Annotated in this window: 28 protein-coding genes and 1 pseudogene; 24 read left to right on the top strand and 5 right to left on the bottom strand. The window is 37.2% G+C overall.

Annotation, left to right across the window (positions count from 1 at the left end; genetic code table 11):
• Window positions 1-148: 148 nt before the first annotated feature.
• Both rnjA and RIN70_RS09155 read right to left on the bottom strand, forming a co-directional pair.
• Window positions 149-1,831 carry a ribonuclease J1 gene (gene rnjA / locus RIN70_RS09160; RefSeq protein WP_003003107.1) on the bottom strand — a complete coding sequence of 561 codons (1,683 nt, stop codon included), beginning with the start codon at window positions 1,829-1,831 and terminating at the stop codon, window positions 149-151.
• A gap of 3 nt (window positions 1,832-1,834) precedes the next feature.
• Window positions 1,835-2,065, bottom strand: coding sequence for a DNA-directed RNA polymerase subunit epsilon (locus RIN70_RS09155; protein ID WP_003008866.1), 231 nt, complete (start codon window positions 2,063-2,065; stop codon window positions 1,835-1,837).
• A gap of 292 nt (window positions 2,066-2,357) precedes the next feature.
• Here RIN70_RS09155 and tsaB point away from each other — a divergent pair, with 292 nt between their 5' ends.
• From tsaB to RIN70_RS09105, 10 genes are all read left to right on the top strand, one after another.
• The gene (gene tsaB / locus RIN70_RS09150; RefSeq protein ID WP_195623442.1) at window positions 2,358-3,041 is read left to right on the top strand and encodes a tRNA (adenosine(37)-N6)-threonylcarbamoyltransferase complex dimerization subunit type 1 TsaB; all 684 of its coding nucleotides are present in this window, start codon (window positions 2,358-2,360) and stop codon (window positions 3,039-3,041) included.
• A complete protein-coding gene (rimI, locus tag RIN70_RS09145) occupies window positions 3,038-3,475 on the top strand; it encodes a ribosomal protein S18-alanine N-acetyltransferase (protein ID WP_049483633.1) in 438 nt (145 codons plus the stop codon). Before tsaB ends, rimI begins: the two co-directional genes overlap by 4 nt.
• The gene (gene tsaD / locus RIN70_RS09140) at window positions 3,465-4,475 is read left to right on the top strand and encodes a tRNA (adenosine(37)-N6)-threonylcarbamoyltransferase complex transferase subunit TsaD (protein ID WP_049497113.1); all 1,011 of its coding nucleotides are present in this window, start codon (window positions 3,465-3,467) and stop codon (window positions 4,473-4,475) included. The genes rimI and tsaD overlap by 11 nt, the downstream gene beginning before the upstream one ends.
• Before the next feature lie 136 nt (window positions 4,476-4,611).
• Window positions 4,612-5,592, top strand: coding sequence for a hypothetical protein (locus tag RIN70_RS09135; protein WP_195623441.1), 981 nt, complete (start codon window positions 4,612-4,614; stop codon window positions 5,590-5,592).
• Window positions 5,593-5,637: 45 nt separating this feature from the next.
• Window positions 5,638-6,195: a hypothetical protein gene (locus RIN70_RS09130; RefSeq protein ID WP_195623440.1), complete on the top strand. Its 558-nt coding sequence runs from the start codon at window positions 5,638-5,640 to the stop codon at window positions 6,193-6,195.
• Window positions 6,196-6,313: 118 nt separating this feature from the next.
• Complete coding sequence (locus RIN70_RS09125; protein WP_195623439.1) at window positions 6,314-6,982, top strand: DUF443 domain-containing protein; 669 nt, start codon at window positions 6,314-6,316, stop codon at window positions 6,980-6,982.
• A gap of 6 nt (window positions 6,983-6,988) precedes the next feature.
• Window positions 6,989-7,573 carry a hypothetical protein gene (locus tag RIN70_RS09120; protein WP_195623438.1) on the top strand — a complete coding sequence of 195 codons (585 nt, stop codon included), beginning with the start codon at window positions 6,989-6,991 and terminating at the stop codon, window positions 7,571-7,573.
• A 109-nt stretch (window positions 7,574-7,682) separates the two neighbouring features.
• Entirely contained in the window at window positions 7,683-8,378 is a 696-nt protein-coding gene (locus RIN70_RS09115; protein WP_195623437.1) for an AzlC family ABC transporter permease, read from the top strand.
• Window positions 8,365-8,691 carry an AzlD domain-containing protein gene (locus tag RIN70_RS09110; RefSeq protein WP_229099265.1) on the top strand — a complete coding sequence of 109 codons (327 nt, stop codon included), beginning with the start codon at window positions 8,365-8,367 and terminating at the stop codon, window positions 8,689-8,691. The genes RIN70_RS09115 and RIN70_RS09110 overlap by 14 nt, the downstream gene beginning before the upstream one ends.
• Window positions 8,692-8,793: 102 nt before the next feature.
• Window positions 8,794-9,456 (top strand): hypothetical protein, encoded by a 663-nt coding sequence (locus tag RIN70_RS09105; protein WP_195623436.1) that lies wholly within the window; start codon window positions 8,794-8,796, stop codon window positions 9,454-9,456.
• A gap of 49 nt (window positions 9,457-9,505) precedes the next feature.
• Here the strand turns inward: RIN70_RS09105 and gla are convergent, their stop codons facing one another.
• Together gla and RIN70_RS09095 are read right to left on the bottom strand one after the other, a co-directional pair.
• The gene (gla, locus tag RIN70_RS09100) at window positions 9,506-10,378 is read right to left on the bottom strand and encodes an aquaglyceroporin Gla (protein WP_195326997.1); all 873 of its coding nucleotides are present in this window, start codon (window positions 10,376-10,378) and stop codon (window positions 9,506-9,508) included.
• Between the two features lie 121 nt (window positions 10,379-10,499).
• Window positions 10,500-11,672, bottom strand: coding sequence for an aminoacetone oxidase (locus RIN70_RS09095; protein WP_195623435.1), 1,173 nt, complete (start codon window positions 11,670-11,672; stop codon window positions 10,500-10,502).
• A gap of 236 nt (window positions 11,673-11,908) precedes the next feature.
• Between RIN70_RS09095 and RIN70_RS09090 the strand changes: the two genes are divergently transcribed.
• The gene (locus RIN70_RS09090) at window positions 11,909-12,289 is read left to right on the top strand and encodes a CidA/LrgA family protein (RefSeq protein WP_041818372.1); all 381 of its coding nucleotides are present in this window, start codon (window positions 11,909-11,911) and stop codon (window positions 12,287-12,289) included.
• On the top strand, window positions 12,282-12,977 hold the full coding sequence (locus RIN70_RS09085; protein ID WP_003008843.1) for an LrgB family protein: 696 nt from the start codon (window positions 12,282-12,284) through the stop codon (window positions 12,975-12,977). Before RIN70_RS09090 ends, RIN70_RS09085 begins: the two co-directional genes overlap by 8 nt.
• A 386-nt stretch (window positions 12,978-13,363) precedes the next feature.
• Here the strand turns inward: RIN70_RS09085 and RIN70_RS09080 are convergent, their stop codons facing one another.
• Window positions 13,364-14,410 carry a hypothetical protein gene (locus tag RIN70_RS09080; protein ID WP_313790556.1) on the bottom strand — a complete coding sequence of 349 codons (1,047 nt, stop codon included), beginning with the start codon at window positions 14,408-14,410 and terminating at the stop codon, window positions 13,364-13,366.
• Between the two features lie 149 nt (window positions 14,411-14,559).
• Between RIN70_RS09080 and RIN70_RS09075 the strand changes: the two are divergent.
• The 12 genes and pseudogenes from RIN70_RS09075 to RIN70_RS09020 all read left to right on the top strand — a co-directional run.
• Window positions 14,560-14,670: pseudogene (locus RIN70_RS09075) on the top strand (lipoate protein ligase C-terminal domain-containing protein); the annotation flags it as partial.
• A gap of 204 nt (window positions 14,671-14,874) precedes the next feature.
• A complete protein-coding gene (locus RIN70_RS09070) occupies window positions 14,875-15,171 on the top strand; it encodes a lactococcin 972 family bacteriocin (protein WP_128861155.1) in 297 nt (98 codons plus the stop codon).
• Window positions 15,172-15,232: 61 nt separating this feature from the next.
• Window positions 15,233-17,242, top strand: coding sequence for a DUF1430 domain-containing protein (locus RIN70_RS09065; protein ID WP_003002992.1), 2,010 nt, complete (start codon window positions 15,233-15,235; stop codon window positions 17,240-17,242).
• 1 nt (window position 17,243) lies between these two features.
• Entirely contained in the window at window positions 17,244-17,870 is a 627-nt protein-coding gene (locus tag RIN70_RS09060; RefSeq protein ID WP_313790555.1) for a putative bacteriocin export ABC transporter, read from the top strand.
• A gap of 66 nt (window positions 17,871-17,936) precedes the next feature.
• Window positions 17,937-18,071, top strand: a complete 135-nt coding sequence (locus RIN70_RS09055) for a hypothetical protein (RefSeq protein ID WP_003003109.1) — start codon at window positions 17,937-17,939, stop codon at window positions 18,069-18,071.
• Between the two features lie 108 nt (window positions 18,072-18,179).
• Window positions 18,180-18,335 carry a hypothetical protein gene (locus tag RIN70_RS09050; protein ID WP_164905602.1) on the top strand — a complete coding sequence of 52 codons (156 nt, stop codon included), beginning with the start codon at window positions 18,180-18,182 and terminating at the stop codon, window positions 18,333-18,335.
• A 162-nt stretch (window positions 18,336-18,497) separates the two neighbouring features.
• Complete coding sequence (locus RIN70_RS09045; RefSeq protein ID WP_313790554.1) at window positions 18,498-19,169, top strand: YiiX/YebB-like N1pC/P60 family cysteine hydrolase; 672 nt, start codon at window positions 18,498-18,500, stop codon at window positions 19,167-19,169.
• Window positions 19,170-19,181: 12 nt separating this feature from the next.
• Window positions 19,182-20,312 carry a hypothetical protein gene (locus RIN70_RS09040; RefSeq protein WP_313790553.1) on the top strand — a complete coding sequence of 377 codons (1,131 nt, stop codon included), beginning with the start codon at window positions 19,182-19,184 and terminating at the stop codon, window positions 20,310-20,312.
• Window positions 20,313-20,529: 217 nt separating this feature from the next.
• Window positions 20,530-20,700: a hypothetical protein gene (locus RIN70_RS09035; RefSeq protein WP_003003030.1), complete on the top strand. Its 171-nt coding sequence runs from the start codon at window positions 20,530-20,532 to the stop codon at window positions 20,698-20,700.
• A gap of 103 nt (window positions 20,701-20,803) precedes the next feature.
• Complete coding sequence (locus RIN70_RS09030) at window positions 20,804-22,957, top strand: peptidase domain-containing ABC transporter (protein ID WP_313790552.1); 2,154 nt, start codon at window positions 20,804-20,806, stop codon at window positions 22,955-22,957.
• 50 nt (window positions 22,958-23,007) lie between these two features.
• Window positions 23,008-23,934: an ABC transporter ATP-binding protein gene (locus RIN70_RS09025; protein WP_003003024.1), complete on the top strand. Its 927-nt coding sequence runs from the start codon at window positions 23,008-23,010 to the stop codon at window positions 23,932-23,934.
• A gap of 1 nt (window position 23,935) precedes the next feature.
• A complete protein-coding gene (locus tag RIN70_RS09020; protein WP_003002964.1) occupies window positions 23,936-24,697 on the top strand; it encodes an ABC transporter permease in 762 nt (253 codons plus the stop codon).
• The last annotated feature ends 349 nt before the right edge of the window (window positions 24,698-25,046 follow it).

Below are 25,046 nucleotides of genomic sequence, written 5' to 3'. Positions count from 1 at the left end.
TCAGCTTTTACAGCCCTACTCAATTGTGCGGAGGTGGGACGACGAAATCGAATTCTAACGAATTACCGATTTCTGTCCCACTCTCTTTTTGATCCTCAAAAGGTTACTATAAAACCAGTTGAAACAGTGGTTTCAACTGGTTGTTTTGTTAATTTTCGTCATCTGGTGTGAGAATCATTGGGATAATGATAGGTTCACGTTCCGTGCTCTCGTATAAGAATGGGCGAAGGGCATTAACAATCGCACCATTGACGGTTTGGATATTGGCATCTTTGTTCTTCAAGGCGATACGAATAGCATTGAAGAGAATGCGTTGGCTTTCACGAATCAGATCTCCTGATTCACGCATGTAGATGAAACCACGACTCAAGATGTCTGGTCCCGCCAGGATCATCTTCGATTTGAAGTCGACAGTCGCAACAGCAAGCACGACACCGTCTTCGGAAAGGTCTCTCCGGTCACGAAGGACAGCAGCACCGATTTCACCGATACGATTTCCATCGACATAGATATCTTGAGCATTGAAACTTCCTGCGATCCGAGCAGAGTTGGCTGTTAGAGCGAGGACATCACCATTACTCATGATGAAGATATTGTCTTTTTCTACTCCACAATCACGCGCAAGTCCTGCGTGGATCTTCTGCATCCGGTATTCACCATGGACAGGCATGAAGTATTTTGGTTTGATCAAGCGGAGCATGAGTTTTTGTTCTTGTTGCCCCCCGTGTCCAGAGGTATGGATGTTGTTGATCTTCCCGTGAATGACCTCTACACCCGCTTCAGAAATCGTATTGATCAATTTATTCACACTGGTTGTATTTCCAGGAATCGGACTAGAAGAGAAGATCACGGTATCTCCTGGTTGGAGTTGCACTTGGCGGTGCGTTCCGTTGGCAATCCGAGAGAGGGCTGCCATCGGCTCTCCTTGGCTTCCTGTACACATGATCAGGATTTCATTGGCCGCATAGTCTTTGATCTCATTTGGCTCGATAATGGTTCCAGCAGGGACCTTGATGTAGCCAAGCTCAATTCCGTTGACGATGGCTTTTTCCATCGAGCGTCCAAAGACGACGATCTTACGACCGGTCTTGACAGCAGCCTCAGCAGCTTGTTGGAGACGGAAGATATTCGAAGCAAAGGAAGCAAAGATGATGCGTCCGTGGATCCCTTCGATGATCTTCATGATGGATTGACCAACCACTTTTTCAGAGTTGGTAAAGGTTGGGATTTCCGCGTTGGTTGAGTCTGAAAGCAGACAGAGAACGCCTTCTTCTCCAAGAGCTGCCATGCGATGGAGGTCAGCTGGTTCACCAACAGGTGTGAAGTCAAACTTGAAGTCTCCGGTACAGACAATCTTTCCTTGAGGGGTGTGAATCACAATTCCCAAAGGTTCTGGAATAGAGTGAGTCGTACGGAAGAAGGTTGCTTTAAGATTTTTAAATTGAAGCTCAGTGTTTTGGTTGATTTCGTAGAGTTTGGCATCGCGAAGAAGGCCGTGCTCTTCTAATTTTCCACGGATCAAGGCAAGCGCCAAAGGTCCAGCGTAGATAGGGACATTGGCTTGCTTCAAAAGGAAGGGAATCCCACCGATGTGGTCTTCGTGCCCGTGGGTAATGAGGACCGCTTTGACGCGATCGATATTGTCAACGATATAAGAGTAATCCGGGATTACATAGTCGATCCCAAGGAGGTCATCTTCTGGAAATTTGATCCCGGCATCGACAATGATGATTTCATCTTGGTATTCGATCCCGTAGGTATTTTTTCCGATTTCTCCAAGTCCACCAATGGCAAATACACCAACTTCTTCAGGTTTTAAGGTATAAGCCATGGATTAGTACTCCGTTAGTTCAAAAGCACCTGACTCTTTCTCGTAAGCAAGGTGTTGCTCAGAAAGTGGTGTGATAAATTCAATGTTGAAATCTGTGTTTGCTTCAACCAATTGACGTGCTTGGATGCGTCCTTCGCGTTCGTTTGGTGCATCAATATCGAGATAAAGTGCATGCGTTGTTTCACGACGAGGGTTGCGGTCTTTTGTTTCCTGATAAAAAACTTTGTAAATCATGAAGTAATTTTCCTTTCATTATTTCGGTCCATTTGTTAGCTGCGAAGGAGTGCAATCACTAGAGTTTCCTACTCGCAACCAGTGGACCTGATTCGATACAATTAATTATCATTATATCATAAATTCGCCTGTAAGTAAAAGATAGACTGGAAAAGTCAGAGAGGCAAAGACCTATAATAGAGAAGCTTTTGAGCGGTTTTGGATAGGAAAATCCTGCGCTCTAGAGGAGAGTTTCGCTGGGATTTGAAGGGAATTTGTAGTATAATATAATCCAGTTCAAGAGGAGTAGGAAATGAAATTATTAGCATTTGATACCTCGAGTAAGGCTCTTTCTGTAGCGATTTTAGAAGATGAGACTCTACTTGCAGAAACAACATTAACTATTAAAAAAAATCATAGTATCACCTTGATGCCGGTCATCGATTTTTTGATGCAACAAATCGACTTGACACCCAAGGACTTGGACCGCATCGTGGTGGCAGAAGGTCCTGGGAGCTACACTGGGTTGCGCATTGCAGTCGCAACCGCAAAGACCTTGGCTCATACCTTAGGGATTGAATTGGTCGGGGTTTCGAGCCTCTTAGCCTTAGTGCCAGATGATCTAGAAGGTTTGGTAGTTCCTGTCATGGATGCCCGTCGGAACAACGTTTATGCAGGTTTTTACCAAGATGATCAACTGGTCGCACCAGAAGGACATTTTCCATTTGAGGAAGTCCTAGAGCGTGCAGCGACAAGTGAGCAGGTCACCTTTGTCGGAGAGGTCACGGCCTTTAAGGAACAGATTGCCTCTAGCCTGCCAAGTGCTGCTTACTATGAAACCTTGCCAGATGCAGTGAAAATCGGACGTCTCGGTCTCAAACAAGCGCCTGCTAGCCTCCATGATTTTGTCCCTCATTATCTGAAACGGGTCGAAGCGGAGGAAAATTGGCTCAAAGACCACACGGAAACAACGACCTCTTACATCAAGCGCCTATGATGAAAGGAACAATCAGGAAAGGGAGCAGCCGGGATGCGGCCGCTATTCTCGCTGTGATGGAAGATGTCTATGAAGCTAGTCCCTGGAAGTTGGAGCAGATTGAAGCTGATTTAGAGCAGGAATCGATTTTCTATTTCCTAGCTGTGGATGAAGAACAAGTCCTTGGGTTTGTCGCCATTCAAGAGACTCTCTATGAAGCAGAGGTCCTACAGATTGCGGTCAAGCGCGCCTTTCAAGGCCAAGGCCTAGCTCAGCAGTTACTCGCGCAGTTGCCGGACCAAAAAGAAATTTTCTTAGAAGTGCGTGTGTCCAATCAACCGGCCCAAGGCCTATATAAAAAAATGCATTTTGAAGAAATTGCACGGAGGAAAAACTACTATCACGATCCCATAGAGGATGCTGTGATCATGAAGAGGAACCCGAATGAAAGATAGATATATTTTGGCTTTTGAGACATCTTGCGATGAGACCAGCGTGGCTGTCTTGAAAAATGACGACCAACTCTTGTCCAATGTCATTGCCAGTCAAATCGAAAGTCACAAGCGTTTTGGTGGGGTAGTGCCTGAGGTAGCCTCTCGTCACCATGTGGAAGTCATCACCGCTTGTATTGAAGAAGCCTTAGAAGAAGCCGGCATTACAGAAGCCGATGTCACAGCTGTGGCTGTCACCTACGGTCCAGGTCTGGTTGGGGCTCTCTTGGTCGGCTTAGCTGCAGCCAAGGCCTTTGCTTGGGCGCATGGACTCCCTTTGATTCCTGTCAATCATATGGCAGGGCACTTGATGGCCGCTCAAAGCGTGGAGCCCTTAGAGTTTCCACTTTTGGCCTTGCTGGTGAGTGGAGGACATACCGAGCTAGTCTACGTCAGTGAAGCGGGTGATTATAAGATCGTCGGAGAGACCCGGGATGATGCTGTCGGAGAAGCTTATGACAAGGTCGGGCGCGTCATGGGCTTGACCTATCCAGCAGGACGTGAGATTGATCAGCTGGCCCACCAAGGATCTGATATCTACGATTTCCCACGGGCCATGATCAAGGAAGACAATCTGGAATTCTCTTTTTCAGGGCTCAAATCGGCCTTTATCAATCTGCATCATAATGCCGAGCAAAAAGGAGAAAGCCTCTCCAATGCAGACTTGTCAGCGAGTTTTCAAGCAGCCGTTTTAGACATTCTCATGGCCAAGACCAAGAAGGCCTTAGAGAAATATCCGGTCAAAACCCTAGTCGTTGCTGGTGGGGTCGCAGCTAATCAAGGTCTCCGTGAACGCTTGGCTTCTGACATCACAGATGTCAAGGTTATCATTCCGCCACTGCGCCTCTGCGGGGACAATGCAGGGATGATCGCCTATGCCAGTGTCAGCGAGTGGAACAAAGAAAACTTCGCAGGCTGGGACCTCAATGCCAAACCAAGCCTAGCCTTTGAAGGAATCGAATAAGAAAAAGGAGCCAATTGGATGTACAAGGTCCAATGGCTTTTTTGCTGGGATCTCACCAACTAGTAGCGGATTTGCGAGGTGAAAGAAAATTCGGTATGATAGAAGGAATGAAAGATTGAGGAGGGAGAGAATAGATATGAAGAAAGAGAAGAGCTCTAAATATAGAATTGGTACGATGCTTGTCTTTGCGGTCTGTTTGCTACTGGTTGCAGGATGCGAATCACAAAAGAAAATTGAAAAAAGTGATAAGAGTAAAGAGTCATACGAATTTTCGGTCTATAATGCGAAATCCGATATTAAAGACTTTCAATTTATACATGCTAAAAATGGGCTTGTGGTCGAATGGAAGTTTGATGAAAAAGAACGGAAGAAATCTTTGAAGTCTCCCGATTCATCAGATTGGGTTGAGGCGAACTCTAATTATTTGGTTAGACAAAGAAACAGAGTAAGAGGTATTATTCCATCGAAAAAAATGAAGTCGGATGAATATGCCCATTTAGAGATTTATGATTTGACAGGGAGTAAGGCGAAACGAAAGGAAGTCGATCTTTGGAAGATGATGGTGGAGTATGTAAAAAATGATGATTTCGAGCTCTATGGATCTTTTCCAACTCTTCGAAAAATGAATGGGAATGACTATGCTATCATTAAAATTATGAAGCAAACTCAGCCACGTTATTTCTTACTTAATCTTAAAACCCTTAAAATTGATAAAGAAATAACGGAAGAAGACGTAAATGAGAAAAATAGAGTGTATCTCTCCATTTCTACCCTTAAAGGCTACACTGCTGGAGTTCTTCCGTTTGGTAATGGTTTTTGGAAGGAGGAATCTTACAAAGGGAATATCAATTTAAAGGCATCCTATCCGACTGCATTTAACCTCTTTTCAAAACCAGAAGGTTTTGCATATAAAGTGATTAATTCTGAGAATGGTGTGATTACGAATGGGAAAGAACTGATAGATCTAGAAACAGAATTTCTTAAATTAGGTTCCTCTGTGTACGATTATGCCTATCTACCTAAAGAACTGAGTGTAGAAAATAAAGATACGAAAATCTCTCAGTTCGATGAGATTCAACAGTATTATAACGGTAAACCTATTTCAAATTGGTACTGAGAGAATATTTAGAAAACATACAAGGAGAGTGAAAAAGAGGTTGTTATGCAAACAATAATTAATTTAGGGATATGGGAGAACAAGAATTACCATTTTGTTTGGGAGGAAAAAGTCATACTAGAAGAGACATCTTCTCCTAACTACTGGTCTTATGTATTGCTCCCTATTACATTATTTATTATCAACAAAATTTCGGATGGATTAGCGGAGGCTGGAATATTTGACAATCAGTTGGTACGACTTGGAACGATTCCAATTTTAGGTGTTATCTCCTACTTCTTAGCTGCGTGGATCGTTCGATATTACCATGCAAGCCTGAAATTACAGCCATCCAAGTTGGATGAGGATCAGTGCAAGAAGTTCATCAAGGCATTAAAGAGACGGAAGGTGTACTTTACATTTCTGGTCAATCTTTTTAGGTTCCTAACTGTAGCCGCTATTCTTTTGTTTGTCATCGGAAATGAAACCATTGCATCACTCTTTTTGATGATTAGTTTTATAGTGATATTTATGTTCAAATTTGATTACCAATTATCCAAATGGCCTGATATGATGGAGAGCATTGCTAAAAAAGTAGAAAAGAAAGATGAGGAAAGTTTATGAGATAGCATAGGTGGTGAATTGAGTGAGTAAAGCCTTATCTGGAAGATTGGGAGAAGAAAGCTGGATTTGATCAGACCGTCTAGGATGCTATGTTGAAAGCATGTAGGAAGTAAATAGGATGTTAGAATATAAAGAAACAAGTATTTTCTGTCACCAACTGGTAGAGTACAATGGCAAAAATTTTCTGTTAGATGCTAGTACCATGAAGCCTAAGCTCTATTATTGGGGGTTGCCAACGGAAGAGATCACTGTTGAGATGATGGAAGTAGATAAAAAGGTTACAATTCCAGGCACACCCATCAATAAAATAAAAGGAGGGACAGCAGCCATTATAGTCCAGCCATTTGTTGGAGTGGTTTATAGACTCTTACAAAATCTATTCAGTGAGTATGATATTAGTCAGCAAATTTTTCTAAAGATGGTCTTATTCATGGTTGCCATGCTTATATCTTTTGCGTTCTTTCGATTTTCTATAGCAAAGGCTCGTAAAAAAGTTAAGAATCTATTTCCTACAGCGACTAAGAGATACAGGGTGACTTTCAAGCCGATACCAGAAAGAAAGCAAATTTTTGATGCCCATCTATTAAATGTTGTCTTACTGGCCTGTTTAGCCATGTATTTATTCAACAATAATGGACAAGAGGGGATCTTTTTGGTGATAGGCGGTATTCTTACGGCTTTTCTATTGACCTTCGAATTTGGTAAAGTTCCAGTTCTTTTAGGAGCTAAAACAGGGAATTTAAGGCTTGATAGTGTAGAAGAGGTAATCATTGAAAAAAGTAATTAGAATTGAATGGATAAGAAAAAAAGAGTAGAAACGATGAAAAAAACGATCGTTTTGATTGTAGCGTTTCTATCATTAACAGCATGCGCCCAGTCTCGACAGGAATCAAAAGATTCTTCGCCAAGCAAAACGGAGCAGATCTCAAAAGAGTCTTCAACTGTTAAAAATGAAAAAGGCTTGCAGTTTGTGGTGGGACCACAGTATGAAGGAAAAGAATCAAATGTAATTGAATTAGGGAAGAAATTAACCAAGGAACATCCAGAACTTGGAAATCAAGGAAGCCTATCGATCAACTTTACTGGATCAACTTTTTCATCAAATCAACAAGAATATGCTGTTTTTCTATTGATTAACAAAGCTGGATTTCAAATTGATAAGGATTTTGAGTTTTCATTGAATTGGAAATATGATGGGCAATTCATATATCAAAATCAACGGATTGGCTATAAAATTAGTGACAGTGGAGCATTGCCGGATCAATCTGCTACGATTTTGACCTTGCCAATATCAAGCGAGCAAAAACAAATTGTCGAGACCATGACACAAGAAGAAAAGATGTCATTAGAGATATCAGATTTAAAAGTAAATCAGTAGGTAGAGATAGGAGTATAATGAGAGGTTATCTTTTCTATACCAGATCTCCTTTTTCAACCTTTTTTCTTGTGTTATAATAGAGGTCAATGATTCAGAAAGGAGTGAGATAGTGGAAAAAGATTTTTGGCAGGGGGTGAAGGATGCGTTGCCGACAGCTCTAGGTTATATCAGTATTGGCTTGGCTTGCGGTGTGGTAGCATCTCCCTATCTTTCTCCTTTGGAGATGGCCTTGATGAGTGTATTGGTCTATGCAGGCGCAGCCCAGTTTGCCATGATCTCCCTGATTGCAGCTCATTCCTCGATCCTCAATATGGCCCTGACGGTCTTTTTGATCAATCTCCGCAATATGTTGATGAGCCTGTATACGTCGTCTGACTTTAAGGATGCTAGTCTCGCTCATAGCATTGGGATTGGGAGCCTCCTGACCGATGAGAGTTATGGGGTCTACTTGAGTGAGAAGTTAAAGACGGATACCATCACAGTTCCTTGGATGCATGGGAACAATCTAGTGGGTTATGTGGCCTGGATCAGTGCCACTGTCCTTGGAACAGCTCTAGGGTCTCTTCTACCAGATCCAAAGGCTTTTGGGCTTGATTTTGCCTTAGTAGCTATGTTTATTGGGATTTTCGCAGCTCAGTTTCAAGGAATGCAACTGACAGAAAAGACCAAGACCATGCTCTTGGTGCTGTTAGCAGTCACAGTGAGTTTCTTTCTCTTTCTCTTTTTTGTTTCGCAACCGCTAGCTGTTCTAGCTGCGACCTTGATTGGCTGTTTTGTGGGGGTGGTCTGTGATGCGCGTGAATAGTTCGACCTTCATGGCCATTCTGTCCTCAGCACTTGTTACCTGGATTCCTCGGATCTTGCCCTTTCTCTTAGTCAAATACAAGGGACTGCCGGATCCTGTGACCCGCTTTCTCAAATACCTACCCATTTCCATTATCTTTGCCTTGGTGTTATCGAGCTTAGTAGATGGGAAAATTGGAAACCTCCCTCAGTTCCACTGGTTGGACCTCGTGGTGACTATTCCCAGTCTCTTTGTAGCCTTTCGTTACAAAAACCTGATGGGAACCGTCTTATTTGGGATTGTCTTGATCGCCCTCTTACGATTGGTATTTTAAATACAAAAATATGTTACAGAAAAATGACAATTATTACAAAAAAACTTGATTTTTGTAATAATTAGAGTATAATGGGAGTCATAAAGATAAAGAGGTGATCTTATGAAAAAATCAATCTTCCGTTGGAGTGCCGCTGTTCTGGTAGCTGCTTCACTTGGTCTAGCTCTCGGTGGTTGTGGTGCAAAGGATAAAAAAACAGCTTCCTCATCCGAGAAAGCATCTACCAGCAAGGTAGAGAAAAAAGCCAAAAGTACTAGCAAAAAGAGTGCAGCATCTTCCTCTCAGGAAAAAGATACAGCTAGCTCTTCGACTCAAGCAAGTAGCGCGACAGCTACAAAAGACTCTAGTAAGAGCGAGAATGCGTCTGCTACGACGCAAGCTACTGTTCCTGCAGAACTGGTGGGAACTTGGGTAGGATCTAGTCCACAAGCAGATGCGATTAAAATGACAGTGGATGCCAATGGTAATGTGACAACAGTGGTTAGCTTCAAAAATGATAGCGAACCAACTCGGACAGCGACCTATACAGCAAAAGCTGTCCAAGCGACTGGAAATATCTACTATTGGAATGTTGAAGGATTTGATGGTGCGGATGCCTTGCTCCCTGGGATTACAGGCTTAGGTGGAGCCAACTTCCGATTTGAACCTGGTTTTATCTTGGAAGAAGGACACTATACACCGATTGTGTTTACAACAGATCTCAATACAGAATTTGACTACACCAAATACAACGATTTCCGCTTTTCATTAACCAAAGAACAATAAAAAAAGACGAACTCGATAGGACATCGAGTTCGTCTTTTTAGTCATTAGATTATCCAAGATAGATAACTTTGAACAATAGTACAGCTAAGATAGCAGCAAGAATTGGGGCTACAACGGGTACCCAAGCATACCACCATTTAGAATCACCCTTGTGCTCTCCTAAGACAGACTTTGGAAGGAAGGCGTGAACCAAACGAGGACCAAAGTCACGTGCAGGGTTCAAACCAGGTCCAGTAGGACCACCGAGTGATGTGACAAGAGCCATAACAAGGAAACCAAGGGCCAAGTGAGCAATTCCTAGACCAGGGGCATGTGCTTGTGATAAAGCCAATTTCGCTGCTGTTGAGGTAGCATCGAAGACTCCTCCTTGTTCAGTAGCAGCTTTTTGTGCAAGGCCTGCAACTTCTGCACCGAAGAAATTCTTGGTTAATCCAAGTGCACAAAAGAAAAGGACGAAAGATCCTGCAAACTCGTTGATAAAACCATTGATGGTAGCAGCCTTACGTGATTCAGGAGTTCCTTTATCCAAACTAGAAATCGTTGAGAATGTTCCCAAGATGTTGTTAGGATTTTCAGTCTGGAGATAGTATGGACGGTGAGCAGCAACGACAACCAATTGTCCAAACATAGCTCCAAGAAGTTGAGCAGCGATGTATGGTAAAACATTGGCCCATGGGAAGAGTCCGCTAACCGCAAGTCCAAGAGTAAAGGCTGGATTAATGTGGTTTCCTGAAACGTTACCAAACATCAAGGCTGGCATCATGACACCCATTCCGTACCCGATCGCAATGACAAGCCATCCGCTTTGATGACCTTTAGTTCCTTTTAATTCAACGTTTGCAACAGCACCGTTTCCGAGAATAAGTAGCAATGCTGTCCCGAAAAACTCAGTCATGAGTTTAACACTAAAATCAAAATCCATGATTCTAATAATCTCCTTTATAAATTTTATACCAATCCATTCTATCAAGTAAATACTAACTTGTAAAGAATTTTTAAAAATTTTATTTCAATAGATGAATAATAAAGTTAGTGAATTTCTATCAGTAATGAGGGCTTCCTGCTACCCAACCGGTACAGAGGGCGGATGTGATATTAAAACCGCCTGTATGGGCATTGATATCGAGGACCTCTCCTGCAAAGTGGAGTCCAGGAACTAGCTTACTTTCTAAGGTTTTAGGGTTGATTTCTTTGAGGCTAACCCCTCCCTTGGTCACAAAGGATTTGGCTAGAGACATCTTACCAGTGACTGGAATGGGCATTTCTTTTATCTTTTGGATCAGCTCTTCTGTCTGACTAGGAGTCAGCTGTTTGGCTTTTTCAGGGAATCCTTGGGCTAAGAAATCAGCTAGACGCTCAGGAAGAAGGGTTTTGAGGCTATTTTTAATGGCCTTTTCTCGATGCTCTTCGAGGAAGTCTTTTAGATCTTGAGAAGAAGTGGTTGGCAGGAGATCCAGAGACAAGATTTCCCCGCCCTTAACAAAGCTGGACATCCGAAGAGCTGCAGGACCCGAAAGTCCAAAATGAGTAAAGAGAAGATCGTGGGTGATCATGTGTTTGTCATAGCTCAGTGTGATATCTGTTAGCGAGATTCCTTGCAAGGCCTTATGGGGAAAATCTGTCAACAGAGGACTCTCTGCCGCTTCGAGATCGGTGATGGTATGCTTGAAGTGACGGGCAATCTCATACCCATAACCCGTAGAGCCAGTCGATGGGTAAGATTTGCCACCAGTTGTAACGACTAGCTTGTCAGCTGTCCACGTATGCTCAGAAGACTTGATGATAAAGACGTCCTCGGGCTTGGTGACAGAAACCACTTCACAGTTGGTGGCAATGCTAGCACCTAGCTCAAGGATCTTATTCTCTAAAGCTTGAATAATGGTGCGGGATTGATCACTAACAGGAAAGACCCGACCATGATCTTCGACTTTTAGCTTGACGCCATTATCGGTGAAAAATTGGATGATATCATGATTATCAAATTGGGAAAACACACTGTAAAGAAAACGGCCATTTCCAGGGATACCGGCCATCAAATCGTCTAAGGTCCCGTTGTTCGTGACATTACAGCGGCCTCCTCCGGTACCAGCGAGTTTCTTACCGAGCTTTTTATTTTTTTCGATCAGTAGCGTAGGTTGGCCATAAGAGGCACTGGCAATGGTCGCCATCATACCTGCTGGGCCACCACCGATGACAATGGTGTGAAAATGAGTCATGTAGATCCTTTCATGGTAACTTAACCGTTTTTGGTTTCATTGTATCATAAAATGGATGTCATGAATCAAAATAGTAGCTTCAATTTTTGGTAATTTGTTTTATTTTTTTAGAAAAAAGCTTGCAAATTTTCCGAAAAGGAGTAAACTGATAGGGATAAATGGATGTTTACTTCTAAGTAAGCAGAAGCGAGGATACGAATCCTTATTGGAAATGATCCAAAAAAAGGGAGATGAAGATGAAATTATATGTACAACTGACGATTATATTCACGATTTCATTAATTGGTGAAATCATTTCGGATGGGTTGCACTTACCAATTCCTGGAAGTATGATCGGGCTGTTGATCCTATTTTTATTATTGCAGTTTAAGTTACTACGCATGCGCCACGTCAATATGGTAGGAAATTTTTTATTAGCAAACATGACGATTTTATTTCTTCCCCCTGCTGTCGGTATCATGGATAAATTTCATGTGATTGCTCCTTATCTATTTCCGATCATGTTGATTCTAGTTGGAGCCTTGGTTATCAATGTGGCTTTAATTGCAATTGTGGTTAGTTTTATAAAAAATCGTTTTGAAGGTGATTATCCAGAAGGGGGACGCAAGCATGGCTAATTTTGCGAGTAATCCTTTATTTGGGATTGTCTTATCTATTTGGGCTTATTTGATTGGAATGTTAATTTTCCGCAGGTATCCTCATCCAATAACAACGCCACTTTTAGTGGCTACAGTTATCGTTATCTTATTCTTAATGATTACAGGAATTTCTTATAAAGATTACTATGTCGGTGGTTCCCTGTTAAATCAGTTGATTGGACCATCGACAGTCGCCTTGGGGATTCCTCTCTATAAGAGTTTCCATTTGATGAAGCATCATGCACGGAGTATTCTGATCGGCTCGACAGTGGCAGTTATTGTGAATACGATTTTTACAGCATTGATCGCGAAAGCATTTGGAATGAAGTACTTTCTAGCCATTTCGCTCTTTCCAAAATCAGTTACGACTGCAATGGCAGTTGGGATTACTGAAAAAATGCAAGGAATTACGACCATCACTCTTGTGGTAGTTGTAGCAACTGGATTATTAACAAGTGTCTTGGGCCCAACGATATTGAAACTGTTAAAAATAAAAGATCCAGTAGCTATTGGGTTAGCCCTTGGCGGAACAGGACATGCAGTAGGAACAGGGACAGCGTTTAAGTATGGTCATGTGGCCGGTGCTATGGCAGGATTGGCAATTGGGATCACAGGAATTTTGTATGTATTCATTAGTCCAATTGTGGCTTCGATGATTTTATCCTAAAACAATTTATTATTTTTCTGAGAGAGGCTCAAAAAGGCTCTCTTTCATTTTGTAGTGAAAGCTTAAAAATCAATCCGGAGTGAAAGAAGCTTTTCATGATTACTATCCAAAGCTTTTCCAAGCGTCTAAAAAATGGTATAATGAACTGTAAATTTCAGAAGTTGGAAGGAATGTCATTACTATGATGAATATGCAAGACTTGATTTAAGATTCTTAAAGTCTTGTTATTTATCAAAATACTGATTTTAAGCGATTTTGCATTCGATAAAATCAACAATTTATAGATGTATTACATTATATTGGACAGTAAATGGACAGTGACAGAGTATTTGAAGGAGAGAAAAAGAGGCCTTAAGTGCCTCTTTTTATATAATATGATTGTATTATTATGAAAAGGTTAGAAGGTGGTAAATCGGATATTCAATAAAGAGTTCCCTCTGGCTTTCGGAAAACTTATTTTCAAATAAATAATTTGCTTGTTCTTTATATCCTAATATACAAGCTGTAGCGTATCGGATTTCAACTGCACTGTGATTCATTAAAGATAAAAGATAGTTATTATCTTCAGTTGTTAATGTGTTTAAACGTTTTTTAATTTGTAGTAAATTGAGTTTACTATATTCAGAATTGTCCATATCTACAAGTTTTTTTGCAAATTCAAAACAAGATTGTAAAACATTTTGATCACATTTATTATCACTATAGTTTATAAGTTTTAATAATCCAAGATCTTTATTTTCAATTGGAATCTTATTTGATAAATATGATGAAAGGTAATCAGAAATATCAAAATTGTCTATAAGCAGTAGCTGTTTTAAATCAACAGCTTCATATTTTGAAAATTGGTGATTATTTTCGTCAACTAAAACCATATCATAATCACTGAAATTATATAATCTATAATTTTGTGTACATGAATGTTCTGGTATTATTAATAATAATACATGTACATTAGCAAATGTCATGACTTGTATTGTATTATAGTAATTAAGATCAGTAATTAACTCTTCATTTATAATGCCCTTATACAATAAATCAACTATTCTAGAGTCTTGTTGTGACCAATTCGTGAAATCGATCTCTTTAGAAATTTTAAGTTTATCCAGTATCTTTTTTAAACGGATATGTGCATCTAAGTTATTCTTTAAATAATTAAAATCAATTTTAGACAGATTCTTATCGCTAATTGCTAGTTTATGATTATTTAAGATAATTCCTTTATTTTTTTGAACTTCTAAAATAAATTTCAACCCATCAATTCTTTTTGAAAGAATATTTGAAATGGAATAATTTAGAGTTAGTGAGATATTTTCAGGTTTCTCTTGTACTTTAATTGAAAAACCATTCCCAAAATCAATAGTATAATCATTCTTAGTCGTGTATTTAAAAATTGTTTGATATACTATTTCGTTCCCCTGGATTTGAACGCGCATCTCATTTTCTTTAAATAATTGTAGATCAAATATGTCATCTAGTAGAGGCTCAGCTATTGCTGCTCCTTTAGGCTTGTAATAAAGATATAGTTCACCAGATTTTGCATACTCAAGAATATCTAGATATTCTTTTCCGATGAATTTAAAGTGGTGTCAAATACGAACGTGAAGACGTCCTCAAAGTCCTTCAAACCATTAATCTAGGTCGTTACTTTGCAGGTATCACTGCAGAGGAAATTGCTGAAGCAGTGGTGGAATAAATAAAAAAGAAGTTGGTTGCAGAACCAGCTTCATTTTTTAGTTATTTTATGTATAATAATTCGTATTTTTTTGGAAAAAGTTTTATAATACAGATGTGAAGAGTTGCTCTGGAAAGGAGAAAAAAACGGAAACTATATTTTGAGCAATTCATAATTTTATTGTTAAATAAAGCTTTTAATTCTAATTATGGAAGGTGAACAGTCATGAAAACGAGTAAAATTATCCTTTCTGTCTTAACTGTAATTATTAGTTGTAGCTTAGCGTGTCCTGTCTTTGCTGATTGGGTATCTGGTGGTAACTGGAGTTACGGAGGTTATCATAATCCAGGCAATTGGGGAGCATTCTCAAATTATTTCCACGACTATCGATGGCATTGGTCAAGTGTGGCTCGAGCAAGTGACAGCAGATCTAATGTAGGTTATGCTTCTGCTCATTACACATCAAGATCGTTCATAAATACAAGTTTTGGTGAAGTTGCATACTTTAATTATGGATTTTAATTGCTAAAGTTTATCCTAGAGAGAAGAAATCTCTCTAGGATAGACTAGAAAGAGTAGAATTATGAAACGTTTATTTATACTTTTCTCGAACCTTTTTATTCTAATCTTTCTGCTTTGGATTGCCTTTATTTCACCTAATACGGTCATCCATCGAAGCCTACCTGTAATAGGGATTCTTCAACAAGAAAAGGAAGTTGTTTATGAAGAGCTTTCATCTAGCTTAGATCAGTTAGCAAAGGAAAACAATAGTTTGATTGCTCGTCAGATTCAAAAAACAGATTCTAAAGGGCAAGTCAAGTTTTCGTATGATATCTACGGAGAAGGAACACTTCCTAATGGCATCAAAAAAGAAGAGAAAGAATTCGTTGCAAAGGAAAGTTTGCTTACCAATTACTATATACTATCTGGGAATTTAACCCTTGAAAAATTGGATCAAAAACTCCACGATCTTGGTTTTTCAAAAAGTTTCATGAATAAGCCCAATCCCCTGCAAAATTTTATGGTATTTTTTGGTTCGGGTTCCCAATCTCTAGCCTTGGTTATTTTTATCATCAGCTTTGGTGCATTGACCATTATTCAAAAAACACTTGAAATGAGAAGTGCAGGGATTCGTTATATTTCTGGAATAAGACGATACCAGCTCTTTGGACATTCTCTCATGGAAGATGGTAAAGAATTGTTTATAGGGTGTATTGGTGGAAGTGTCCTAGGAGCTATTCTGATTTATTATTTACAATTGACCCCTTTTGCCTATTCTCTCATCATTTCAGCTAGTATTATTTACAATACACTTTTATTTATTTTATCTACTTTCCTATCCTTTTTCTTTGCATTCAGTATTCAGACAGTACACTTGGTTAGCCTTTTAAAGGGGAAAATTCCATTAAAAAGAGTCTTGTTTTTTCTCTTTACATGTCAATTTCTTGCAATCACTGTCATTGGTCTCTCAATTCATCGTGTCAGCATCTATGGCTCTATCTGGCAGACTTATCAAGAGGGAAGTTTGGCTTGGTCTAAAGAGACAAATTGGATACAAATTAGTTTGAATCGGGAAAATGTTTTACAAACGACAAACAAAGAAATGCAAATTGAACAAAGAGCTAAATGGTCTAAACTGATCGAGTCTGGCATTGAAAAAGGTGGACTTTTGGTCCATCATCAGCTTGCCGCATTTAATTCAAAAGGCTTCATGAACGATCCTAGAACAGGGAGAGAGCTTTCGATCACAGATTACGATCCTCTTGCCAACACCCTGTATGTAACACCAAATTACCTTGATATCCAAAAGATCTTAGTATCCCCTGAGGAAAAAGAGCGCTTGAATCACTTGCAAGCTGGAGAATTTGGACTCTTGCTTCCTGAAAAGTTGAAAGGGCAAGAAGAGGAGTTGAAAAAACGCTATGAAGATTATCTGACTCCTAGTGATGAACAAGGAAAGAGTCAGTTGCCTATGAAAGCACGGGTGACCTATCTTCCTAACAACCAAAAACGATTTATCTATAATAATACACCGATGAGCTATCAGCAATTCTTGACAGACCCGATTTTGGTTGTTGTTCTACCTAGAAGCTTTGGTGGCTACGATAATCCTTATTTCTCTCATCTTAATTCTTATCTTTACTTTGATGGTCTGGAAAAAAGCAAGAAACTAGTAGTTGAGAATGGGCTTGAAAAAAATGTTAGTCAATATGACTATGCGGCGTCTGTATACCAGCAGATGATCCAAACCATTCAATTAGAGAATCTCATTACCATTGCAGGAGGAATCTTTGCAATAGCTACTTCCATACTACTCTTTAACACCATGAATTTCCTCTATTTTGAAGAGTTTAGAAGACCAATCTTCTTGAAGAAGATTGCAGGTCTGGGATTTGTAAAGATTCACCAAATGATTTTGCTCTCAGAAAGTATCCTCTTACTATTAGGAAGCTTCCTGACATTCCTTCTCACTCAAGAATGGTGGATTGCTCTTGTCACTCTCTTGCTATTTATTACTAATGCTTGGTTCATTCTCCTGTATCGGTCTCATAAAGAAGACCACTTGTTAGCCACTGTACTGAAAGGAGCCTAATATGATTAGCGTAGAACATTTAACCAAATCATTTGGCCAACGAACGGTCTTTCAAGATTTGAGTTTGCAATTAACAGAAGGTAAGGTCTATGCTCTGATCGGAAATAGTGGGTGTGGTAAAACAACCTTGCTTAATATCTTGGCGAAGATAGAGCCTTATGAAGAAGGGAGTATAAGCTATCAAGGGCAAGAACTGAAACAAATCAAACAGCATCACTTCTTTAAGAATGAATTAGGTTATCTCTTTCAAAACTTTGGCCTACTTGAAAACGAGACTATCGCTAAAAACTTAGATTTGGGATTGATTGGTCAAAAATTAACGAAAAAAGAGAAGAAGCAGCAAGAAGAAGAAGTGCTCAAAAAAGTAGGATTGGCTTACCTTGCTCTGGATCAAAAGATTTATGAATTATCGGGGGGAGAGGCGCAACGTGTCGCATTAGCTAAAGTTATTTTAAAAGATCCACCTTTAATTTTGGCAGATGAACTAACTGCAGCACTGGATCCAGAAACCTCACAAGAGGTGATGGACTTGCTCTTAATGTTAAAGAAGCAAGATCGTTTAATCATTATCGCAACCCATAATCCAGTGATTTGGGAAAAAGCCGACGAAATGATAAGGCTCGACTAGTCCATGGTTGAAGAATGGTAGGATCTTCTAGATTATCTTTTATAGCTATCCAGGAGGTATAGGCTGATGAAAAAAGATTCGTTCAAACAAAAATTTTTCAGTTTTATCATCCTTGGTATTATCATTCTCTTATCAGCTTGCACACTTGTAGGGCCACAAAAAAATCTCCATCCGGTAGTGCCAATGTATCCAGGAAAATAGGGTTCGAGGAAAGAAAGGCAGAAGATTTATTAAAAAATTCTATTTCTATCCCTTATCCAGATGGGAAAATCTTTACACCTACCGCACTGTCAAATGATGGGATTGCTTATGGCGAGGCTGTTGACCAAGGACATCTCAGCAATCTATTATCTAGACCCCGATACACATGTACAGGATCCAACCTATGGAGGCTTGACGAAACTGACACCAGAGGAATTATTAGGAGCCATGGTTACATGCAGTGAGAAAAATTATGCTTGGTGAGAAAGTGAGTCAAGAAATGGATAGAGGTGATTTAAATTTCAAGAAATAAGAGTTGATAACATAATATAAAGAGTGTATCAAAATTAAATTCGTGAATTAGAAAAGATGAATTATGTATTCCGCTAAATCAGTTAAAAGATTATGCTTCATTAGGTGAAAAAAATGAGAAAATTTACAAGAATAATCATAATGTCGATGGTATTCATTCTTAGTTTTCAAAATATAAAAATTGTGAATGTAGATACAATTAGTAATACCGAAAGTAGCGATAAAGAACAAAGTATTCTAAATGATATTCCAAATAAAGAAATGGAATATAAAGAGTACGGTCTAAATGCTCCTGTATTAGGTGATTTAAAAACAATGGAACGGACAAGTGTTGGTTCGTGGAGCTGGCGAGACGGTCTAATTTGTGTAACAGATCAAGGTTTTGGGGTAGGCCCCTTTAATACTTGGCATGCTGGAATAATTGCGCCACAAAAAAATTACTCTGTTGCAGAGGCAGCTAATAGTAATAGTCCTGTAAGATTAAGAAAAGGAAAGTGGACTCAAGGAACTGTTTGGCAAGTAGGAGTAAAGACAACAACTATTCAACAAGATTGGAATGCCGGTCATTGGGCAGGTGAGCAGGTAGGAAAACCCTATAATTTAAATTTTTGGAATGCTCGACAAACAAATAGTTTTTATTGTTCTCAACTTGTATGGGCTGCGTATTACTACACATCAGGAATCGATTTGAATAAAAGTGACAATGATATTGGCTCAGCAATTGCAATTCATCCGGGTGAATTTGTTAAAAATTCTAAGACAACTATTGTATACAGAAATAGATAGTAGGAATGATATATGAAACGCTCTTATCTTTTTGGGATTTTATTTCTATTCTTCCTTTTGCTTTCTTGTTCTAAGGTCCAAACACCAATGTTTCAAGTTGATCCAGAATCGAATCTTTACTTGGTCACCTCAAAAAGTATTCAATCATATACTAAGAAAGAGAATAAGCTCGAGTTACATCGAGTAGAAAAAATTGATGTAGCAACGTATGTTAATCTCTGGTTTTCGTGTTTAAACAGTGGTGATAAGATGATCGTAACTGAAGGTGATGATTTTGCACCAATAGATCATCAAAATATCATTTCAATTGATTTTTCCAAAGGCGAGATAAGGAAAAATCATACTAAGAATTATGCAATGATGGGATCAGGTATCTCTTCTAATTACTTTTATACTGCTCAAACAGATGCAAACTCAGGAATATTAACAGTCTTTTCTCTTAATGGAAAGCAAGTTTTTCAGAAAAAATTTAACCAAATGACAGCAATTTCGAGTCAGATTGTTGCAAATAATTCTAACGTATATGCTGAGATTGCTTATCAAGATCCAAAACGAAATCGTCCAGAAGGCGTGTTGGATTCAGATTTAATAGTACTAAATGAAAAAGAGCATTGGAAAGAAAAAGATAGAATTCGATTAACTTCAGATGGTAAAAAGGTTGAAATGTTAGAAGGCTTGGCAATTGTCAAAGATAGGGCATTCGTAAGTATCTCTGCAATTCGTGATACAGATACTTTTGAGAAGGTGGCAGGAAACCAATTGTTGTCAGTCGATTTGCACACTGGAGAAAGGAAATTATTTACCTTACCCAATCCTTATCCTAATATGCTTTATCCAAGTCCAGATAATCATTACCTTGTCGTCAAGCACGAGGTAGAAGGAAAGAATATTTTATCTGTTCTTGATTTACAAAATGAAACTATAAAAGCGATTGTGTTGGATGACAATTCAGGTGAAACACCAGAGGAAATAAATTCTTTTACAATTTCAAATGAAAATAAGTTGTATCTAGCTACTGATCAACATTTATTACAATATAGTCTCAAGGATGCTAAGTTGATTGAGAAACAGAAATTAAAATTGGGAAAAGATGATTTTCCAATCGGATTAAGAATCGTAGAAAAAGACTTAGGGTCAAATTAATAATAAAGGCTCATTGTCAACTGTAGTGGGTTGATAAAAAGTTACAATCTGGAGAGGACTAAATTAGTTCTCTCCTTTTTAATGTTCAAAGTGATGAGAATTATAGTTTCTATAACCGTCAATTTCTTGTAAACCCTTTCATTTTTTTGTATAATATATTTGAAAAAGGGTGACATAAAGTAGTAATAATAAAAAAATTATAAAGGAGGTTGCAGTCATGAAAGAAATGTCTGTAAAAGAACAACAGACTGTCGTTGGTGGAGCAGTTTGGGTTTGTCTGACTTGTGGTTATATCAGTCATGACCATATATTTGTTGAAACCGCCAAAGCTACAGCATATGACCATGAGAGAAGATATAGAGGTCATAAAACAATCGTTCGTGCATAATCTTTAGGTCACTTGATTATTTTCAAGTGGCTTTTTTCTTAAAAAGTGGATATTAGGGGTTGCTATAGTATTACTAGTGAAAATATTATTTTGAGGAAAACTTATGAAAAATTATTTTAGAGGAGTAATGCAACATGATGCTCAAGACTGTGGTGCAGCATGCTTAACCTCCATTATACATTTTTGGGGGAATAATGCTCCTATGTCTTTGATAAGGGAAAAAATGAAAGTTGACAAATCGGGCTCTAACTTTTATACAATTGGGATAGTAGGGGAGCAATTTGGGTTAACTTCAACAGCCTTAAATGGTACATTTGATGAGTTATTAGAAGAATTAAAAAATAATAGATTACAGCTTCCTTTTATTGCACATTTTTTAAATAATCATTCAAAAGGGCATTTTGTTGTGGTTTATAAATATAGCAATTCAAAAATTACTATATTTGATCCTGGTGAGGGCAAACAAGTATTAACTTTTGAACAATTTAATAAGAAGTGGTCAGGTTCAATTTTAACTTTTTCAAAAAATGATTCTTGGGAGGATAATAATCAGTTTAATAAAAATTATATTAAACTTATAAATGTCATAGCCTCAGAGAGGAAAAATTTTTTTTACACAATTTTATATTCTTTAGGAATATCATTAATTTCAATAGCTGGAGCTTTCTTTTATAAAAATGTTATAGATAATATGATACTAAATAATGGAAAGTCAAATACTTTTGACGGAATTTTAGGTCAAATTATCTCAAGAATCGATTTATTATTATTGGTTCTTGTCATACTCTATTTTTGTCAGTTAATAATTAGCCTATTAAATGGTTTTGTATTAGCAAAAATGGCCGAAAGAATCAATAATAACTTGATGTTACTTTTCTTCAGTCATATGATTGGCTTACCGCTAGAGTTTATAGATAGAGCTGATTCGGGAAGTATATTATCGAGGTTTCATAATATTACTGAAATTCAAAATCAAGGAATTAATATGATTTTGTCAATGGTTTTAGACACTATATTAGCAATAGTAGGGGCAATCATCTTGTGCTCTATTAGTCCAATTTTATTTATGTCGGTAGTTGTAATATTAGTTATTTATGTATTTATTACAATTATCTTTATTTCACCATTGAAAAATGTTAATCGAAATGTACAAAAAGAGCACTCTGATTTATTAACAATAATTAATGAAGTATTATCTGGAATTGGAACTATAAAATTACAACAGGGAGAAGGAAGATTCATTCATAAATTCCATGATACAACTCTAGAACTTTCTAAAGGTCTTTTTAAAATTTTAAGTTTAAAAAATATTTTAAACTCTTTGGTTGTATTAGTGGAGTCAATAGGTACATTAATAATTATTTGGATAGGTAGCAAATTAGTTATATCTGATACTATCTCATTAGGCGAATTAGTAGCTTTTGAATCACTAACTACTTTTTTTATCATACCTGTAAAAAATATTATTAAATCATTTGGAGAATTTCAAAATACATTAGTTTCTATTGGAAGAGTTACTGATATTTTAGAAATCGAGAAGGAATATTCAGACAGTAAATCTAATAAAAGTTTTACTAAACAGATAAAAACAGTCCAGCTAAAGAATGTAGATTATCAATATAATTTAGTTAATAAAAGTCTCGATAACATTGATATTACAATAAATACAGGTTCAATTATTGGAATAACTGGAACAAATGGTTCTGGGAAAACTACACTATTGAAAATGATAGGTACTCTCATTAATCCAAAGAAGGGAGAGATTATTTATGAGGGGACAAAGCTTTCAAAAGATCGATTACCTGATATAAGAAGTAAGTTAGCATACGTTAGTCAGGATCCCTATGTATTTGAAGGGACACTGAGAGATAATTTAACTTTGGGAAATTCAATGATTGTAGATGAAGAAATCAATAGGATTTGTATCGAATTTGGTTTATTTGAACTTACATCAGAGGGAAATGGGCTAGGGCTATTTCTTCTAGAAAATGGAGAGAACTTATCTGGTGGTCAAAAACAAAAAGTTGGATTAGCTAGAGCTATACTAAGTAATCCTGAAATTTTATTATTAGATGAGGCGACAAGTAGTTTGGATAAAGAATCCGAGAAAAAAGTTTTTGAATATTTAAATTCAATTAAAAAAAACATGATAATAATAAGTATTTTTCATGAAGATAGCTTCATGAAATTTGTAGATAGATTTATTGTTATGGATAGAGGAAGAATCATTTATGATGGATTTCCCTTAGATAAGTAAATAAATAGTATGGTTGAATATAAACGTTGTTAACTAGAAGGGAAGACAAAATGGCACTATTACAAATTATTGGTCTAAATAAATCGTATAACAAAAAGAAAGTAATTGAAGATTTGTCATTTGAGTTGCAGAGTGGCGAAATAATGGGCCTCATTGGACAAAATGGTTCTGGGAAAACTACAATATTCAAGACGATTTTAGGTTTAGTAAAAAAAGAATCTGGTGAAATTAAAATCAATGGGAAATCAATTGATGGGAAATCAAAGGACTATTTGAATAGTATTGGTACAATCATTGAATACCCTACATTTTATGAATCTTTAACAGCTAGACAGAATTTAATGCTTATTTCCAGTCTTTATGATGAAGTAAACTTATCAAAAGAAGATCTTTTAAACTATCTGCATTTAGTTGGTTTAGACAATAGTGTGGATTGTAAAGTATCTAGTTTTTCATTAGGTATGAAACAACGTTTGGGTCTTGCTCAAGCCTTAATCCATCAGCCAACTATCTTATTATTAGATGAACCATTCAATGGATTAGATCCCATAGGAATTAAAGAGTTTAGAGACTTGCTCATTGAATTGTCTAAAAAAGGAGTTGGGATTGTAATTTCGAGTCATTCATTGGAAGAATTAAGTAAGTTAGTAGATACAGTTACAATTATCAATCAAGGGAAAGTAATTTTCCAAGGGAAAAAGACAGAATTTTTATCAATTGGATCTATAAAGAACGTTTGGTTGTTGAAAACTGATAACTTAGAACTTACAAAGTCTATCTTAAATAACTTAAACATTGTTTTTTCTGAGAGAATAGAGCAACTTGAGTTATCTTTAGATATAGAATCAATGAAAGAGGTAAAGGAGAAATTACTCACAGAGTTATTACGTCAGGATATCTCCATCATAAATTTTTCTGAGAAACAAAATAATTTTGAAGATATTTTTATCAAAATGCAGAGAGATATGGAGGTTTGATATGCTTAAATTAATAAAGATTGAGTTGTTCAAATTATTTGCTGGGAAAAAGATTTTCTATGTTTTTGGAGGGTTTGTTTGTGTCATTTCCCTATTGATACTGTATCTAAGAATGGTTGCACCAGAATCTTCATTTGGAAATGTTTTTAAAACCTCCAGCGATACATTTTCGATATTTGCTTTGATAGTAGGAGTTATAGTAGCATTAGTACCGTTTTATCAAGAAATTCAGCAAAAAACAATTAAATCATTGTTAGTCACACCGGTTAAACGAGTAGAAATTTTGTTTTCAAAATTGTTAGCATCTATTTTTACCTCATTCTTAATTTTAGTTGTTTTAAGTTTAACATCTTTTATAGCGACAACATTACTATTTGGATTTTTTAAAGTTGGAGCTTACTCTTCATCTGCAGATAATATGCTTACTTTTACGGCCGGATTCATTCAAATTATTACAACGTTTTTTACAACTATTTTTTATAGTACTACAATTATTTGTTTATTTTTGATAACAAATTCTTTATCGAGTACCCTAGTTGGAGTTGTTTTGTTAAGAGGTTTAGGAGAACTGATTTCAAGAAGTTTATTAGACCAAAATAACTTGTTATTATCTTTTAGCCCATTAGGAGTATTGAATATTTTAAACCCTGTTTCAAAGAATATTTCGATAATTAGCTACACCATTCAACTACTTTTAACTGTTATTTATTCAATAGTAATTTTTTACATTGACACTAAACTATTTGAAAACAAAGAATTCTAAATCTATAAAAAGTACAAAACAGTAACAATTCAAATGGTGTGAACTTTTTGGTGAAATCTAGCTCAATTCGTTTATTTTTAGGGTAAAATTCACACCATTCAATTGAAAGTTATTCAAATTAGATGAAATATTTCTTTCTTAAAAATATGTGGAAACATTGATATTAAGCATATATTGAAATTCATTCAAATACGAGGTGTTCAAAACAGGTATTACAATTTATAAGTAAAAGATCAAATAACAAATAACAAAAAGAGGAACTTCACACTAAAGTTCCTCTTCTTTTAAATATCCGAATCATTATTTTTATTTCAAAAAAGGTAGTGAAAAAGGTAGAGTTTTAACTTGC

The sequence above is a fragment of the Streptococcus parasanguinis genome, from assembly GCF_032163505.1.
In the GTDB taxonomy this organism is placed as follows: Bacteria; Bacillota; Bacilli; order Lactobacillales; family Streptococcaceae; genus Streptococcus; species Streptococcus parasanguinis_V.
Note: the sequence above shows the minus strand (reverse complement) of the source record. Positions and strands in the feature narration are given on the sequence as shown.

Excerpts from the sequence above, each read along its gene's own strand:
- tsaD (WP_049497113.1), top strand. The coding sequence starts at position 3,465 with ATGAAAGATAGATATATTTTGGCTTTTGAGACATCTTGCGATGAGACC.
- RIN70_RS09040 (WP_313790553.1), top strand. The coding sequence starts at position 19,182 with ATGAAACGCTCTTATCTTTTTGGGATTTTATTTCTATTCTTCCTTTTG.
- RIN70_RS09130 (WP_195623440.1), top strand. The coding sequence starts at position 5,638 with ATGCAAACAATAATTAATTTAGGGATATGGGAGAACAAGAATTACCAT.
- gla (WP_195326997.1), bottom strand. The coding sequence starts at position 10,378 with ATGGATTTTGATTTTAGTGTTAAACTCATGACTGAGTTTTTCGGGACA.
- RIN70_RS09055 (WP_003003109.1), top strand. The coding sequence starts at position 17,937 with ATGAAAAAAGATTCGTTCAAACAAAAATTTTTCAGTTTTATCATCCTT.
- RIN70_RS09085 (WP_003008843.1), top strand. The coding sequence starts at position 12,282 with ATGGCTAATTTTGCGAGTAATCCTTTATTTGGGATTGTCTTATCTATT.
- RIN70_RS09090 (WP_041818372.1), top strand. The coding sequence starts at position 11,909 with ATGAAATTATATGTACAACTGACGATTATATTCACGATTTCATTAATT.
- RIN70_RS09125 (WP_195623439.1), top strand. The coding sequence starts at position 6,314 with ATGTTAGAATATAAAGAAACAAGTATTTTCTGTCACCAACTGGTAGAG.
- RIN70_RS09120 (WP_195623438.1), top strand. The coding sequence starts at position 6,989 with ATGGATAAGAAAAAAAGAGTAGAAACGATGAAAAAAACGATCGTTTTG.
- RIN70_RS09110 (WP_229099265.1), top strand. The coding sequence starts at position 8,365 with ATGCGCGTGAATAGTTCGACCTTCATGGCCATTCTGTCCTCAGCACTT.
- RIN70_RS09135 (WP_195623441.1), top strand. The coding sequence starts at position 4,612 with ATGAAGAAAGAGAAGAGCTCTAAATATAGAATTGGTACGATGCTTGTC.
- RIN70_RS09050 (WP_164905602.1), top strand. The coding sequence starts at position 18,180 with ATGGCGAGGCTGTTGACCAAGGACATCTCAGCAATCTATTATCTAGAC.
- RIN70_RS09080 (WP_313790556.1), bottom strand. The coding sequence starts at position 14,410 with ATGCGCGTTCAAATCCAGGGGAACGAAATAGTATATCAAACAATTTTT.
- RIN70_RS09045 (WP_313790554.1), top strand. The coding sequence starts at position 18,498 with ATGAGAAAATTTACAAGAATAATCATAATGTCGATGGTATTCATTCTT.
- RIN70_RS09030 (WP_313790552.1), top strand. The coding sequence starts at position 20,804 with ATGAAAAATTATTTTAGAGGAGTAATGCAACATGATGCTCAAGACTGT.
- RIN70_RS09095 (WP_195623435.1), bottom strand. The coding sequence starts at position 11,672 with ATGACTCATTTTCACACCATTGTCATCGGTGGTGGCCCAGCAGGTATG.
- RIN70_RS09105 (WP_195623436.1), top strand. The coding sequence starts at position 8,794 with ATGAAAAAATCAATCTTCCGTTGGAGTGCCGCTGTTCTGGTAGCTGCT.
- RIN70_RS09155 (WP_003008866.1), bottom strand. The coding sequence starts at position 2,065 with ATGATTTACAAAGTTTTTTATCAGGAAACAAAAGACCGCAACCCTCGT.
- RIN70_RS09070 (WP_128861155.1), top strand. The coding sequence starts at position 14,875 with ATGAAAACGAGTAAAATTATCCTTTCTGTCTTAACTGTAATTATTAGT.
- RIN70_RS09025 (WP_003003024.1), top strand. The coding sequence starts at position 23,008 with ATGGCACTATTACAAATTATTGGTCTAAATAAATCGTATAACAAAAAG.
- RIN70_RS09020 (WP_003002964.1), top strand. The coding sequence starts at position 23,936 with ATGCTTAAATTAATAAAGATTGAGTTGTTCAAATTATTTGCTGGGAAA.
- RIN70_RS09065 (WP_003002992.1), top strand. The coding sequence starts at position 15,233 with ATGAAACGTTTATTTATACTTTTCTCGAACCTTTTTATTCTAATCTTT.
- RIN70_RS09035 (WP_003003030.1), top strand. The coding sequence starts at position 20,530 with ATGAAAGAAATGTCTGTAAAAGAACAACAGACTGTCGTTGGTGGAGCA.
- rimI (WP_049483633.1), top strand. The coding sequence starts at position 3,038 with ATGATGAAAGGAACAATCAGGAAAGGGAGCAGCCGGGATGCGGCCGCT.
- RIN70_RS09060 (WP_313790555.1), top strand. The coding sequence starts at position 17,244 with ATGATTAGCGTAGAACATTTAACCAAATCATTTGGCCAACGAACGGTC.
- rnjA (WP_003003107.1), bottom strand. The coding sequence starts at position 1,831 with ATGGCTTATACCTTAAAACCTGAAGAAGTTGGTGTATTTGCCATTGGT.
- tsaB (WP_195623442.1), top strand. The coding sequence starts at position 2,358 with ATGAAATTATTAGCATTTGATACCTCGAGTAAGGCTCTTTCTGTAGCG.